This window comes from Pelagibius sp. CAU 1746, assembly GCF_039839785.1.
Lineage (GTDB): Bacteria > Pseudomonadota > Alphaproteobacteria > Kiloniellales > Kiloniellaceae > Pelagibius.
Window position 1 is genome coordinate 3366403 of the sequence record NZ_JBDOQT010000001.1, and the last position, 14167, is coordinate 3380569.

Below are 14167 nucleotides of genomic sequence, written 5' to 3' on the forward strand. Positions count from 1 at the left end.
GGCCCGTTAACCGCTTTTTCTCATCTGTCTGCTGTACTCGACGCCGAGAAGCACCATCGAAGCTGTCTTGGCCATGATGTTCAGACGCGCTGCCGCCGCTCTTTTCGGGCTGTTCCTGGCCGCCGCCTATCCGGCGTCGGCACAGGATCTTGCCGCCGAAAGGCTGGCCTCGCGCGATCATCCGATGCCCGAGGCGACGGACATCAACATCATTACCGCCATCGACGTTTCCGACTCGATCACCCAGCAAGAAGAGGCGCTGCAATACGACGGCCTGTCACGCGGCGTGGTCGACCCGCGTTTCCTTGCCCGCGTCTCAGAGGGCCGGCGGCAGCGGGTCGGCTTCTTCGCCTTCACCTGGTCCAGCGGCGGCGACATAAAGATCGTCGTCCCCTGGACGGTGATCGAAAACCATGCCGACGCCACCCGTGTCGCGTCTCTTCTCGACGCCGCGCCGCGGATCGACCGCAGAGGCTACGGCATCTTTCGTCCCTCCAGCATGGACCATGGCGCCCGCGGGATGACCGATATCGCCGAAGCCGTAAGGTCGGCGCTCGAGATCAGCATGGCCGCGCCCTTCCCGGCCCACCGCTCGGTCATCAACGTCCTCAGCAACGGCGTCGACAACGACGGTCAAGACCCGCGTGCCGTGCGGGATCAAGCGATCCGCCAGGGGGTGACGATCAACGGCGTGGTGTTCGGAAACATGCCCGACCTGCCGGACTACTTCCGCCGAAACATCGTCGGCGGCCCCGGCGCCTTCCTGATGACGGTCGGAAAGCCATCGGACCTGCCGGTCGCCCTGGAGAAGAAATTCTGGCAGGACTTGGTCGCGGAACTGCCCACGCCGGCGGCCGGCTGACCCGATCCGGAGCCTGCCTGCCCATCCCCTTTACCGCCACCTGTTACGGCTCGCGGTCTAGGGGTCCGCTGTATCGTTCAGCGCCCAGTCGTAGACCGTGCCGCCGATCTCTCTCTTTTCCGCCAGGGCCGCCGCCAGATCCGGCGACGCATAGCGGCGCAGATGCGCCAGCAGACCCTCGACGGACCCCCCGAAGTCCTCCAGGAACCAGTCGTAGATCTTCGAGACCACGACCTCGCCGCCAGCGACGGTTACGCCACGCGGATGATTGACGTAGCTTCGGGCCGCCTCCGCGAGCTGCCGTTCGGCATCCCCGCCCCGGTAGGCCGTCGGCGCAAGGTTGGGGCACCCGAGAGAGGCGCAGTTGACGGCATAGTGGATGCGCGGGTCGCTCCAGACCGGCCGTAGAATGCGGTGCTCGATGTCGTTCAGAGTCAAGGCCACGCCCTCTACCGTGACCAACGCGGCATCCCAGGGACCGTCGGCAAACCAGCCGGGCGAAATATCGATGTCGCGGATCGACGCCACCGGATAGTGCCGCGCGACCACCTGCAGCGTTACCGCATTGTAGAGATTGATCCAGTAAGCAAGCTGCTGGCTGCGGTTGAGAGTGCTGACCGGAACCGCCTCCAGCTCCGCAACGATGCCCGCGAGGGTCTCTGCTTCCGCGCCGGCGAGGCTGCGGTAGTCGACCCGGTTGATCCCGTCCCCGCTGCCCGTCACGACCCGCCGCAGCAGGGCGTCCCAGGCGACGAATTCCAATCTTTCGCGGCTGTCCGGCGCATGACGTTCCCAACGCGGCCAACGCTCCGCCGAGGGGGCGAAGAGCCTCTCGGCGGAACCAAATCCGCCAAGGGGGAGGATCAGGAGGAACAGCAGGGCGGCGCGATACATGGATCGTCCAAATTTCTGGAGACGAAGGCCCTTTCAGTCTGCCGCCCACCGGCCGCCACGCAAATTCAATCCTGCGCGATCTGTTTGGCACAGGGTGCCGGCACTGCGCGGACAGCCGCCGCGCCCCGCCTCAAGGCTCGATAAGGTTCTGCGGCCTGCCATCCAGGAAGGAGAGGACGTTGTCGGCCGTCACACGGTACATCGTTCGATAGTTCTCCCGCGACACGTAGCCGATGTGCGGGGTCCCTACCACGTTGTCGAGGCGGCGCAACGGATCGTCGGCCGGCAATGGCTCCTCATCGAAAACATCCAGGGCGGCGCCGCCGATGCGCTCCGCCTCCAAGGCCGCCAGCAGGGCGGAGCGGTCGACAATCGGCCCGCGCGAAGTGTTGACGAGCCAAGCATCCGGCTTCATCAACGCCAGTTCGCGCGCGCCCACCAAGCCGCGGCTGCGCTCGCTGAGCTTGAGGTGCAAGGTGATGAAATCGGCCTGACCGAACAGCGTATCCTTTTCGACAGCCTCGGCCCCGCATTCCGCGGCTCGCGCCGGCGTCAGGTTCTGGCTCCAGGCGACGACCCTCATTCCGAAGGCACGGCCATAGCCCGCCACCAGGCTGCCCAGACGTCCCAAGCCGACGACGCCCAGGGTGGCTCCGTTCAAGTCGCGTCCAAGGCCAGCCTGCCAACCGCCCGCGCGGAACGAACGGTTCTCCATATCCAGGCGCCGGGCCGCCGCCATGATCAACGCCCAGGTCAGCTCCGCCGCCGCATGGGCCGAGGACGGCGTGCCGCTGACGGCGATGCCCAGTTCCTTGGCCGCGGCCACGTCGACGGAAGCGTTGCGGTGACCTGTTGTGACCAACAGTTTCAACTTGGGCAGACGCTCCAGCAAGGCCCTGGGAAAGGGTGTGCGCTCCCGCATAATGCAAACGACCTCGAAATCGCACAGCCGCGCCACCAGCGCATCGGGGTCCACGATGGTGTCGCGGAACACCGTCACCGCCGCCTTGGCGTGCACCGCCGACCAATCGGCGCTGCTCAACGCCACCCCCTGATAATCGTCCAAGAGTGCGATCTTCATGCCTATCGTCCTAACCTCATTATCGCTTCTCCGCCTGCTCTGCGGCCATCTCGACCCAGTACCGAGGCCTCCTCCGAGGCGGCACCGGAAAGGCCGAAAGGAATAGCACCTTAGATACTCCCGCGGCAGGCCATCGCCGCGTCCGGCGTTCGTCACGGCGTTCGATATCCAAGGGACACGCAGCGCCGCAATCCCAGCACGCAGAGCGCCTTCCCGCCCCCTCCCCCGCCTCCGGCGAAGTAGGCCTTTGGTTTAGGTTTAGAGCCGTTTGCGCCGCCACCGGAACAATCATAGCGCTTATGCACCGTCGTGAGCATTACACATAAAAGCTACACTTCGCTACTAGCCAGGCGTTGATGCAACCGGCACCGAAGCAGAACGAATACCAGCCGGTTCAGGGGAGAGCATGAAGCCGGAGCGGATCGAGAGCACGGCCCAAGCAGACGGCCAGTTGGGGCGGTCCGAGATAATGGCGATTGGCCACGCGGAGCTGGCCGATCTTCTGGTCAAACTGTGTCAGACCGACCCCAATCTGAACGCCCTGCTGCGCGGGCTGAAGCCGCAGAGGCACGGCCAGACCGCTGCCGAGCGACCATCCTCAGCCTTCGCGGAGCCCTTCATGGTCGGCGAGAGCCCAGCGATGAAAGCGGTATTCGAAGCGATTCGCCGCTTTGCGCGCACCGATGCTCCGGTCCTCATCGAAGGCGAGAGCGGCACCGGCAAGGAACTCGCCGCGCAGGCCATACACGAACGCTCGGACGCCTCCGCCGGCCCCTTCGTGGCGATCAACTGCGGCGGCCTGCCTTCTTCTCTCGTCGCCTCCGAACTCTTCGGGCACGAGAAGGGCGCCTTTACCGGCGCGCATCAACGCAAGATCGGCAAGATCGAAGCAGCCAACGGCGGCACCCTGATGCTCGACGAGATCGGCGACATGCCGCTGGACTTGCAGCCTCACTTGCTGCGTTTCCTGCAGGAACTGACCATCGAAAGGGTCGGCAGCAACAAGCCGGTGCCCTTGACGCTAAGGGTCCTCGCTGCAACCAATCACAAGCTGGAGGAGCAGGTGCGCCGCGGCGCGTTTCGCGAGGATCTCTTCCATCGCCTGAACTGCTTGCGGCTGGACATCCCGCCGCTGCGCCAGCGCGGGGATGATATCATTCTGCTGGCAAAGTTCTTTGTGAGGCGCTTCTCCGCCGAGATGGACCGTGGCGACTATCGCCTGAGCAGCCCGGCCGTGGAAGCCATTCGCCTCTATTCCTGGCCCGGCAACGTCCGTGAGCTGATCAGCAGGGTCAGGCGCGCGATAGTGATGGCCGACGACCCGCTCCTATCGCCCCGCAACCTCGGGCTCGACGGCAACGCGATTCCCGATAGCGCCAACGATCATGCAGCCGGCCAAGCGACGGAACGCGCAGCGCCGCCCGATTCGGAGGAGATCTCGCGGCGCCCCACCGACTGCCGGACAACCACATTGGAACAGGTAAAGGCGCGCGTGGAGGAACGGATGGTTCGCGAAAGCCTGGGCCGGCACGCCCAGAACGTGACCTCGACCGCGCGGGCTCTCGGTGTCTCCCGCGTCACGCTCTACCGGCTGATCGACAAATATCACATCCGCAGCAGGGCCGCACCGACGCGGGCCAACTAGAATCGAAACAGAGGAAGTGGTCATGCCTACAGTCAATCCCGGACGCTCGATCGGATCGGCAGTGGTGAGCTCCCTCGGCATTGCCCTCCTCTCCGGCACCGCCTTTGCCCAGGACATCCCGCAGCACCAGCCGGTGATCTACACCGTCGGACAGTTGTACGATCTGATCGAGAAACAGCGCGAGCAGTTGGAAGCGCAGCGCCTCCGGATCGACCAACTGGAACATGCCATCCGGGGAATATCCGGACAGCCGCCCTACCAGATCGCGCCCGGCGCCGATAGCGGCTCTCCTTACCCACAGCCCAGCTCCGGCCGCAACGCGGCACCGGGCGTTATCTACGTGACCGCTCCGTCCGGGCCACAGCAAGCGCAGGGCGGGACGCCGGACCGGCCCGTCGGCGAGGAGGACCCCGACGCTCAACGCCGGCGTATCGACGTGTCCGGCGTGCAGGACATCGGCGGCGTCCTGACCCGCAGGAACCACCTGGTAGTAGAACCGTCGATCGAATACGAAAACACCACAAGCACTCGCTTCTTCTTCGACGGCGTCGAAATCATCGAGACCGTTCTGGTCGGCGACATCGAAGTATCGGACGCCGACCGCGATACCATAACCGCCGCGGGCACGGTACGTTACGGCGTGACCGACCGCTCGGAAGTCGAAGTCCGCGTCCCCTTCGTTTACCGCAACGACGATGTGACCCGCGACGTGGTCGGCGGCGGCGGCGGCTCGGAAGCCAGCAGCCTCGATGCGGCCAATCTTGGCGATATCGAAGCCACCTTCCGCTATCAACTGAACTCCGGGCAGGACGATTGGCCCATCTTCGTCGCCAACGCCCGGGTGAAGTCTCCCACCGGGCGCGGCCCCTTCGACGTCGACCGCGATGAGGACGGAATCGAGACGGAGCTTTCCACCGGATCCGGCTTCTGGGCCGTCCAGCCCAGCGTCTCGGTCATTTATCCGAGCGATCCGGCGGTGTTTTTCGCCAATGCCAGCTATACTCACAGTTTTGGCTATGACGTGGACGAGACGATTGGCGACTCTCATGTCGGCGACGTTCAGCCCGGCGACGTTGTCGGCTTCGGCTTCGGGATGGGATTTGCACTGAATAACAAGGCGTCCTTCAGCGTCGGCTACGCTCACGATTTCGTCTTCGAGACGGAGCAGGAGATCGACGGCACCACCATCAAGTCCGACAGCTTCGATGTCGGGCGACTGAGCCTGGGCTTTTCCTACGCCCTCACCGACGACATCAACATCAACCTCAACACCCAGGTCGGCATTACCGAGGATGCCCCGGACGTCGTGCTGACCTTGCGCACCCCCATCACTTTCGACCTGAACTGACGAGGCCCCGGCGACCGGCGGCGACGGATCGCCCGCCCGAACTACTGCAGAGAATTGACGAAGGCCTGGTGGAGTTCGAGCGGCAGCGGGCGATGCCCCCTGCCGATGTTCGGCCCGCCTTTGTGGAGCCGCGTGAGATTGAGGATATCGATGGCCAGAACCGAGACGCTACGGATATCGATACCGCTCTGGTCCGTGATGATCGTGGTGCCGATCCCATTGGGCCCGCCAACAGCGTGAATGATCCGGGTGGTTCCCAGTTCACCCCCGCCCAGGACGATCGAACTGGGATTCGCGAAACGCCCGTGATTGGCGAGGATCTCATCGTAGGTCAGAACCGAGGTCAATTGGGGAACGCCGTTGACGATGGTCTCGAACCTGAAACCAAAATCGATCCTCATTCCGCCGGCGACGATGTAACCGCCGCGCTGCTGGTCAAGAACCCGGCGCTCGACCACGTCGTCCCGCGCGATCGGCTGCCCGCTGGCCATGGCCACCAGCACGTTGCCCTGCCCGGGACATCCGGATCCGGCCTCGGCCGCGCCGTCTCCGGGGCCGCAGGGCTGGGCAGCCCGCAAGGCCTGGTGGCTTGTTACGCTGGAGCAGGCTGCCACGCCCAGCGCCGCCACGGCCGCCAATACGCAGCCTCTCACCGCCCGGCCGGCACGTCCGAAGGTCTTTCTATGGGCTGTCGGTACGACTCTGCTGGACATCGGATGCCTCCTCAGCGCAAGCCCGATCCGGGCAGATAGATCGTGATGTTCGCCAGGTTGCTCTGGGCAACCGCCGGCCCTAGCGGCGCCTTGGGATGAGCGGCCCAATCCTCGACGAGGTTGAAGTTCGCCTTGGCCACGTCGACCTTGGTGCGAACGACGAAAACGATGTCGTTTTCCAGAAACTCCTCGAAGGCCGCCCGCTTGTACCGTTGAATGCCGCGCGACGGATCGCCGACAAGGACATCCTCTGAGGAGATTCCCTTGATCACGACGAAGTGCCGATAGCCGCTGATGTTCAGCAGGACGATCGCCGGGACGCCGACCTCGGCCAGCTTATCGAGAGAGACCCGGAAGCCGTCGGCCGTATAGCCCTGGGTGTCCAGGTACCGTTTCATATCGAGCAGCGAGAATCCCTGGGCCATGATCTTCTCGCGATCCCCGGCGGCGAACATCGCTTGGAAGACCTCTTCCTCATGGGTGGGGCGATTGTAATGATAGGAGAGCAAAGTCGCGACCGCGGCCGAACCGCAAGAAAAGTCGCGCTCCTGCCGGATCACCGACTCCCATTTGCGCTCCCTGAAGCTCTTTACCTTGAGATTGAACGCCATGCCGCCGGCGGAGACGAAACGGGCCTCCGCACCCCTGGCAACGGACAATGAGAGGTTCGATCCCGCCAGCAGGCCGGCGACCGTCAGCAGGCAGGCCACATGCCGAAGGGCCGTAATGCTCTGTGCCTGTCCCATTGCGCCCGCCCCTATGGCGAGACCGTGCTGTCGAGCACGGTCACCGCTATGACGTTCTGGACCTGTATGGCGTTGTTGTGGCCGGTATTGAAGATGTTCACCGACATTATCTGGCCGGCGAAGGTATGAGATCCGAAATTGTTGTCACCGGCCGCCGCCAGCACATCTCCGGTGATGTCGACGGTCTGTTGCTGCGCGCCGATGGCCTTGGCGAGCTCGGCCTCATCGATTGCCAGGGCCATGCCGCGCTCCTCGGCCAGTTCCTGCGCCGGCACCGCTCCCCAATCCAGGAACGCGCTCTCCGCCGCCGCCGGAACCGCGCTGCAGAGAACGCCGGCGCCGGCGATGGCTGCCGAAAAGGCGAGCCTTTGCATCTTGGACAACATGGCAACGCCTCCCAAGCATTGCAGGTTGCGAGATCGTCTCCGCGGGGGGGTCCGGTGCCCCCCGGACGGGAGCGCACCGGACAGGCCTCCTCGCAGAAGCCGTTTTACGATCTCAAAGGGTCAGTTCATCACGTTGGCGCCGATGGCCACCGAGTTGGCGCCCTGCAGGGCCGAGTTGACGCCCGAGTTGATGTTCTGCTGGTTCAGCACCTGGGCGCGGAAGGTGTTGTTGCCGAAGTTGTTGTTCAGAACGTTGCCCTGCGCCTGCAGGAGGGCGTTCATGGTGTTGACGTTCCCGTTGTTGGTGTGGGTCTGACCGAGGACGCTGACGGCCACGGCGGTATTCTCCTGGTCGTCGAGGAAGGCCCAGGACGGGCTCGTCCCGCCAATGATCAGGGCGAAAGCCGAGGCGGCTGCGATAAGAGATTTCTTCATGATCGGTCTCCTAGTGTTGCTTTTTCCGGTCCTTCGCTTCCACGCGGGAAGCGTGGCTTGCCGGAAGGTTCCCTCGCCGGCCGCCTTCACCCCCGAAGGGGCCGGCCGCCCTGTGGGACCTCCCGCATGAAGGCCTGCTTCGCACGCCTTCCCCCGGACAAGAAGCAACAGCCGTGCCACAGCGCGCCGGTCTCCTCTTTGGCCTGGATTCCCTTGGGTCATGGACGGGCCGCCGCGGCCCCCGGCTTCGATGGGGTTTCAGAACCCGACGGCAGGGGTTCATCTGGCTTTACAGTCCGTCCGCTTGTGCAACAGCCGGCGCCGCAACCGGTCTCGCGGCTGAAACGTATCGAGAGCTTTACGGTGTAAGGACGACGGACCCTGCAGTTGGCGTTGACGGCCTTCAGCGAAGGGCGGAGAAGACCCGGCCCCTTTATCGGGACTTCGCACTGACCGAGTTCATTCCCTGCCCGCCGGACATCACGCGCGGCTGCGGCGCAGGCGGCCGGCCCTGTTTCATCTCGTCCCAGAGGATGACCCCGAAGTCGTTGACCGGGCCCGGCACAGGCTGCATCTCAAGGCCGGCGCCGCGCGCGGCCTCCCGGCTCAATGCCCCTGCGTCGAGCGGTGCCGCATCCAGCAGCAGCAAAGCGTCTCCGGTTTGATTTTGCCAAGCCCGGCCGCTGCCCGGCGCCAACAGAGCCGACGCAAGCACCAGCGTGGCGGCGACTGCCCATTTGATCATCTGGTCCTCCGCGGTTCCGCTCGGCTTCGCCGGTTGTCCGGCGCGATGTCCCGTCGTCCCGCAGTGACGAAAGCAATCAATGTGCCAGCGTCGTCCGAACCATCGAGGATCTACATCGCGGCTACGCCAGACCGGCGCGGCCAACCGGAAAGACCGAGCCCCCGGGGCAATTCGTAAACCTCACCCTGCCGTCCGCGTTCTGCCGCGGGGCCGGCGAAGCGTCCTGGCTGCCGTCGCCTTCCGCCCAATCGTCCGCGGCCCGGCCGCCGCCGCGACGTTCCGTCCCGAAGACCTGCGCGGCGAAAAGCGCCGCCTGGGTGCGATTGTGAACCCCCAGCTTGCGGAAGACCGTGCGCAACTGAGCCTTGACCGTACCTTCGGCGATGCCCAGTTCGCGCGCGATCAGCTTGTTGGATTTTCCGTCCACCAGCCGCTCGAAGATCATCGTCTGACGGCGGCTCAGAGACTGAACCGGCTTCTCCACTTCACCGGCGCCGGGTTCGCCACCGGCCGGCGCAGTACGGCAAGACGGTTCCGATGACGCCATCAAGGCCGAAACCGGCGCGTAGGCGCCTCCGGCCAACACCAGTTCCAGAACCCGCTCCAAGACCGCGAGACTGTCACTTTTGAAGATGTACCCCCTGGCGCCCTGCTGGATCGATCGGCGGGCATCGAGCGGCCTCTCCGAAGCGGAGACCACGACAAGCGGCGTTTCCGGGCGCAATTCGACGAGACGGCGAATGCTCTTGTCAGGATCCATTCCCGCCATGCACTGATCGCAGAGTATCAGGTCAAGGTCGCCGGATCCGCTGAGAATAGTCTGCAGCCCGTTATAATCGGATGCCTCCACCACCTCTATCTCGTCGCCGAAGGCATCGCTCAGCGCGCATCGCAGCCCCGCACGAAAGAGCGCATGGTCATCGGCCAGGGCAACTTTCATCGATCACCCCTCCTCCACCTGCGAGCATCGCCTACGGAGTTCTACGGAAGAGACATCTCGCCCGGTTCACGAGCGTTTGCCGCCGCGCCGCCGGGGGTTCCGGATACGGGCCCTCTCGAAAGCGATTTCTCACAGCACGCACCCCCGCAAGGCAGGCAAGTAGGCTTGATGCATCGACTATGATCCAATCCGGGAGCGGCGGCTCCGGCGATAATCAGACCGGAGATCGCACGGCCGCTTCATTCAGAAAGTCAGGCATGAGCCCTTTCGCTCACGTTTCGCGCTGCCGCAGCCGCCAAGCTGCTCGGAAGCGCGAGGCTCCGCTTTCCGAATACTCCTGACAGGAAGGATAACGCTGCCGCCGAAACAAATACAATGACTTTCACGGAGCAACGTGACTTTCCGGCGAACGTAATCGAAAAATATTCCTGAGGCAGTACGAAATGAAAAGAAAAGTCAGAGGCGGCGGAATACATTCGCAATTTTTAGGAAACTGTTTGGTGAAACACAGGAAGCAGCAGGTCCGGCCCCGCCTTCTACCGCGCCAAGGCCGATTCGCCACAACAAGGGAGACCAGATCGGATCCACAGGGGCGGTGGATCGCCTCTGGCGATTCCCGCCGGCCCTGATCAGCCCTAGCGGTTTCCTTGCTCTACTGCCCGCCGTTCTTTGTCTTGAAGAGCATGACATAGAATTCATAGATCGCCATCACGGCGACGACGACGATCACCGCGATCAGTTCGGGATCGGGGACAAAGCCGACCAGGATACCGAAGAATCCGAGCAGCACAGCCACGGCCAAGACGCCAATCACCTTATCAATTATCATATCTTCGTACCCTCTGCATCGCGCGTTCTATGCCGCTTCGGCAAGAAATCCGGCCAGCCAGTGCGCGCTGCGCAGCAGACGGCCGTCGTCGCCGCGCCGGCCGACCAGTTGCACGCCGACCGGCAAGCCATTCTCCCCCTGCAACAGCGGCAGCGTCACCGCGGGCGTGCCGCAGAAAGTCCAGATGCCGTTGAAGGCCGGGCTGCCGGTGGAACTCAGCCCTTCCGGCGCCGCCCCCGGGGAAGCCGGCGTGAGAATCGCATCGTATCGGCTGAAGATCGCCTCCAGCGCATCGTTCAACAGCCGCGGCCAGTCGAGAGCCGCCAGGTAATCGTGCGCCAGGATACGCCGGCCCTCGTCTATAGCCTGCTGCATCTCGCCGCTCAGCTTGTCGCGGCCGCGCCTTTCATAGTGGTGATAGGACTTGGAAAGCTCCGCGAGCTGCACCAACTCGCAGAGCTGCAGCGCCTGTGCGAAAACCGGCGGCAGTTCCACCTCGTCACAGTTCTCGCCCAGGGCCTCCGACAACTCGGCGAAACCGTCGTGAACGTCGGCCGAAGCGGTGTCCCAGGCCGGCTGGCGCACCAGGGCGAAGGCCGGATTCACCGGCGGCGCGGACGCGGCGGTCTCCGGCAGGCGCGGCGACGGCATCAGGGCGGTCGCCGGATCGCCGTCGTCCTGGCCGAAGAGGCTGTCGGCCAGCAAGGCGGCCGCGCCGATGCTGGCGCCGAAGACGCCCAGGGTATCCAGCGACGGCGCCTGGGAAAGCACCCCGCTGCGCGGTATCGCGCCGAAGGTCGGCTTGTAGCCCACCACGCCACAAAAGGACGCCGGCCGGATCACCGAGCCCACGGTCTGAGTGCCCAGCGCCAGCGGCACCATGCCCGCGGCCACCGCGGCGGCGGACCCCGAGGAGGAGCCACCGGGAGTGTGGGCCGGATCATGGGGATTGCGCGTCTTGCCCGGACTGCGCAGGGCCAGTTCGGTCGTCACCGTCTTGCCCATGATGAGCGCGCCGGCCTGCTTCAGACGTTTGACCACGTAGGCATCGGCTGACGGCTTGCGGCCGGCATCCAGCGGCGTGCCGTTCTCGGTGGGAATCCCCTCGGTGTCGATGACGTCCTTCAAACCCACCGGCAGGCCATGCAACGGTCCGATGGGGCGCCCGGCCGCGCGATGCTCGTCCAGCCGGCGGGCCTGCTGCATCACATGGTCGCCATCCAGCCAGGCCCAGGCGCCGACGTCCTCCTCGCGGCGGCCGACGACGCCGAGGCAAGCCTCGGCCAATTCCACGGCCCTAAGCGCGCCACCGGCGAGCCGGTCGCGCAGTTCGACCGCATCGAGCCTCAGGATATCGTCGTTCACCACAACCATCGGCTCACCCGTAGATCAGGCCAGGCAGCCAGAAGGCGATCTGCGGCTGCAGGTAGAGCACCGCCATGGCAACAAACACCAGCAGCAGGAAGGGGAAGCAGCCCTTGAATATCTGCACCAACTGCACTTGAGGTGGCGCGATCCCCTTCAGGTAGTAGGCCGACATCGCCATCGGCGGAGTCAGGAAGGACGTCTGCAGGTTCAGGGCCACGAGAATGCCGAAGAACAGCGGGTCGATGCCGAAGTGCGGCAGCAGCGGCAGGAAGATCGGCACGAAGATGATGATGATCTCCGACCACTCGAGCGGCCAGCCGAGCAGGAAGATGATGAGTTGGGCCAGCAAGAGGAACTGCAGTGGCGAGATGTTGAGGCCGGTGACGAACTCGTTGATGACCTGCTCACCGCCCAGGTAGGAGAAGACCGAGGAGAAGGTCCAGGACCCGACGAAGAGCCAGCAGACCATCGCCGTCGTGCGCACCGTGAGGTAGACCGATTCCCGCAACCGATTCCAGGTCAGCGCCCGATAAGCGACGGCCAGGACCAGGCCGCCCAGCGCGCCGATCGAGGCCGCTTCTGTCGGCGTCGCCAGGCCGAAGAGAATAGCGCCCAGAACCGCCAGGATAAGAAAGGCGAGCGGGAAGAACGACGTCAGCAGCAACACGACGAGCTTGAAGAAAGGAATGTCCGGCACCTCGTCGGCCCTTGGTCGCGGCGCCACTTGCGGCTGCACGATAGCGCGCCCCACCACATAGCAAAGATAGAGTCCCGAGAGCAGAAGCCCCGGCAGGATCGCACCGGCATAGAGCTGCACGATCGACACACCCGAGGAAGCGGCATAGACGATCAGCATGATCGACGGCGGGATCAGGATGCCCAGCGTGCCGCCGGCACAGATGATGCCCGACGCGAAGCTGCTCTCGTAGCGCGCGTTCAACATGGCCGGCAGCGCCAGCAGCCCCATCAGCGTCACCACCGCGCCGACGATGCCGGTGGCGGTGGCGAAGAGCGTGCAGGTGATGAGCGCCGCCACGGCCATGGAGCCGGGAATCCGCCGCGAGGCGATGTTCAGGGTGGAGAACAGCCGCGCGACGATATTGGCGCGCTCCACGATATAGCCCATGAAGAGGAACAGCGGCACCGCCGTGAGGACCTCGTTGGTCATCACCGAGTATGTCTGATTGATGAAGAGGTCGAAAATCCGGTTGTTGAACAGGCCTTCGACCCAGAGCTCCGCCTGGGTCCAGGAATCCGCGCCCCCTTCCACCGCCCGGTTATAGGCCCGCCACATGCGCGGGCCGTCGAAGTAGGCGTAGTAGCCGAAACTGATGCCCATGGCCATCAGCGTGAAGGCGATCGGAAAGCCCAGGAAGATGATGATAATGAAGATGCCCAGCATGAAGAGGGCAATTTGCGGATCGCTCATGAGCGCGTGTCACCCCGGCCGGTGTTTTGGTCCAACGGCTTTACGTAGTCGATGGCCTCGGAACCGTGGTCGAGCACCTCGTGCGCCTTCTTGTCCATCAGCATGACCTCGGTTTCCTCGATGTCGTCGGCTGCCCGCAGCCATTCGTTTGTGCGGATGCAGAGGATGCAGCGCATGATCTGGGCGATACCCTGGACCACCAGCAGCAGGCCCGCCGCCACGATCACCGACTTCAGCTGGAAGACGGGGACGCCGGCGGGGCTGTTTACGCTGACCTCCAGATAGCCCCAGGAACGCGCGGCATACTTCCATCCGGAAAGAACGAGGGCCAGAACGCCGGGGAAGAAGAAGATGAAGTAGAGGACCAGTTCCACCTTCGCCTGGGTCTTCGGCTGCCAGAGCCGGTAGATGAAATCGCCGCGCACGTGGCCGCCGCGCGACAGCGTGTAGGCGCCGCCCATCATGAAGAGCGTGCCGTACATGATGAAGGAGACGTCCAGCGACCAGGAGGTCGGCGCGTTCAGCAGGTAACGCACGAAAACCTCATAGGCCATGCCGAAGGTCATTACCAGGATCGTCCAGGCAAAGGCCTTGCCGAACCAGGCCGAAAGCCGGTCGGCAAACCTGATGTAGCGGATCATCGCCTCATCTCAGCCATTGTTGAATGCTTCGAAAACCAACTGCTTGCCGGGGGCAATCAGCAATCCGCTCCGGCGCCGGTATTGTGGACCGAGCAGCCGGAGCGG

The 14167-nt window shown here is 64.3% G+C and carries 15 protein-coding genes; 3 read left to right on the forward strand and 12 right to left on the reverse strand.

Annotated features, from left to right (window positions below; translation table 11 throughout):
• The first annotated feature begins 73 nt into the window (after window positions 1-73).
• Entirely contained in the window at window positions 74-862 is a 789-nt protein-coding gene (locus AAFN88_RS16040; protein ID WP_347521410.1) for a DUF1194 domain-containing protein, read from the forward strand.
• 57 nt (window positions 863-919) lie between these two features.
• On the opposite strand, the gene AAFN88_RS16045 is transcribed toward AAFN88_RS16040, so the two are convergent.
• A complete protein-coding gene (locus tag AAFN88_RS16045) occupies window positions 920-1756 on the reverse strand; it encodes a DUF547 domain-containing protein (protein ID WP_347521411.1) in 837 nt (278 codons plus the stop codon).
• Window positions 1757-1886: 130 nt separating this feature from the next.
• Window positions 1887-2837: a D-2-hydroxyacid dehydrogenase family protein gene (locus AAFN88_RS16050; protein ID WP_347521412.1), complete on the reverse strand. Its 951-nt coding sequence runs from the start codon at window positions 2835-2837 to the stop codon at window positions 1887-1889.
• A 406-nt stretch (window positions 2838-3243) separates the two neighbouring features.
• Here AAFN88_RS16050 and AAFN88_RS16055 point away from each other — a divergent pair, with 406 nt between their 5' ends.
• Together AAFN88_RS16055 and AAFN88_RS16060 are read left to right on the forward strand one after the other, a co-directional pair.
• Complete coding sequence (locus tag AAFN88_RS16055) at window positions 3244-4482, forward strand: sigma-54 dependent transcriptional regulator (protein WP_347521413.1); 1239 nt, start codon at window positions 3244-3246, stop codon at window positions 4480-4482.
• A gap of 22 nt (window positions 4483-4504) precedes the next feature.
• The gene (locus AAFN88_RS16060; RefSeq protein WP_347521414.1) at window positions 4505-5830 is read left to right on the forward strand and encodes a transporter; all 1326 of its coding nucleotides are present in this window, start codon (window positions 4505-4507) and stop codon (window positions 5828-5830) included.
• Window positions 5831-5871: 41 nt separating this feature from the next.
• On the opposite strand, the gene AAFN88_RS16065 is transcribed toward AAFN88_RS16060, so the two are convergent.
• The 10 genes from AAFN88_RS16065 to AAFN88_RS16110 form a co-directional block, all read right to left on the reverse strand.
• On the reverse strand, window positions 5872-6543 hold the full coding sequence (locus AAFN88_RS16065; RefSeq protein WP_347521415.1) for a hypothetical protein: 672 nt from the start codon (window positions 6541-6543) through the stop codon (window positions 5872-5874).
• An 11-nt stretch (window positions 6544-6554) separates the two neighbouring features.
• Window positions 6555-7253, reverse strand: a complete 699-nt coding sequence (locus tag AAFN88_RS16070) for a C39 family peptidase (RefSeq protein WP_347521417.1) — start codon at window positions 7251-7253, stop codon at window positions 6555-6557.
• Window positions 7254-7300: 47 nt separating this feature from the next.
• Window positions 7301-7675 carry a hypothetical protein gene (locus AAFN88_RS16075; RefSeq protein WP_347521418.1) on the reverse strand — a complete coding sequence of 125 codons (375 nt, stop codon included), beginning with the start codon at window positions 7673-7675 and terminating at the stop codon, window positions 7301-7303.
• A gap of 120 nt (window positions 7676-7795) precedes the next feature.
• Window positions 7796-8110 carry a hypothetical protein gene (locus AAFN88_RS16080; RefSeq protein ID WP_347521419.1) on the reverse strand — a complete coding sequence of 105 codons (315 nt, stop codon included), beginning with the start codon at window positions 8108-8110 and terminating at the stop codon, window positions 7796-7798.
• A 433-nt stretch (window positions 8111-8543) separates the two neighbouring features.
• Window positions 8544-8855, reverse strand: coding sequence for a hypothetical protein (locus AAFN88_RS16085; RefSeq protein WP_347521420.1), 312 nt, complete (start codon window positions 8853-8855; stop codon window positions 8544-8546).
• 121 nt (window positions 8856-8976) lie between these two features.
• Entirely contained in the window at window positions 8977-9795 is an 819-nt protein-coding gene (locus AAFN88_RS16090; RefSeq protein WP_347521421.1) for a response regulator transcription factor, read from the reverse strand.
• A 652-nt stretch (window positions 9796-10447) separates the two neighbouring features.
• Window positions 10448-10624, reverse strand: a complete 177-nt coding sequence (locus AAFN88_RS16095; RefSeq protein ID WP_347521422.1) for a hypothetical protein — start codon at window positions 10622-10624, stop codon at window positions 10448-10450.
• Window positions 10625-10651: 27 nt separating this feature from the next.
• On the reverse strand, window positions 10652-11998 hold the full coding sequence (locus AAFN88_RS16100; protein ID WP_347521423.1) for an amidase: 1347 nt from the start codon (window positions 11996-11998) through the stop codon (window positions 10652-10654).
• A 4-nt stretch (window positions 11999-12002) separates the two neighbouring features.
• Window positions 12003-13421, reverse strand: coding sequence for a TRAP transporter large permease subunit (locus AAFN88_RS16105; protein ID WP_347521424.1), 1419 nt, complete (start codon window positions 13419-13421; stop codon window positions 12003-12005).
• Complete coding sequence (locus tag AAFN88_RS16110; RefSeq protein ID WP_347521425.1) at window positions 13418-14062, reverse strand: TRAP transporter small permease subunit; 645 nt, start codon at window positions 14060-14062, stop codon at window positions 13418-13420. The genes AAFN88_RS16105 and AAFN88_RS16110 overlap by 4 nt, the downstream gene beginning before the upstream one ends.
• Window positions 14063-14167: the final 105 nt, after the last annotated feature.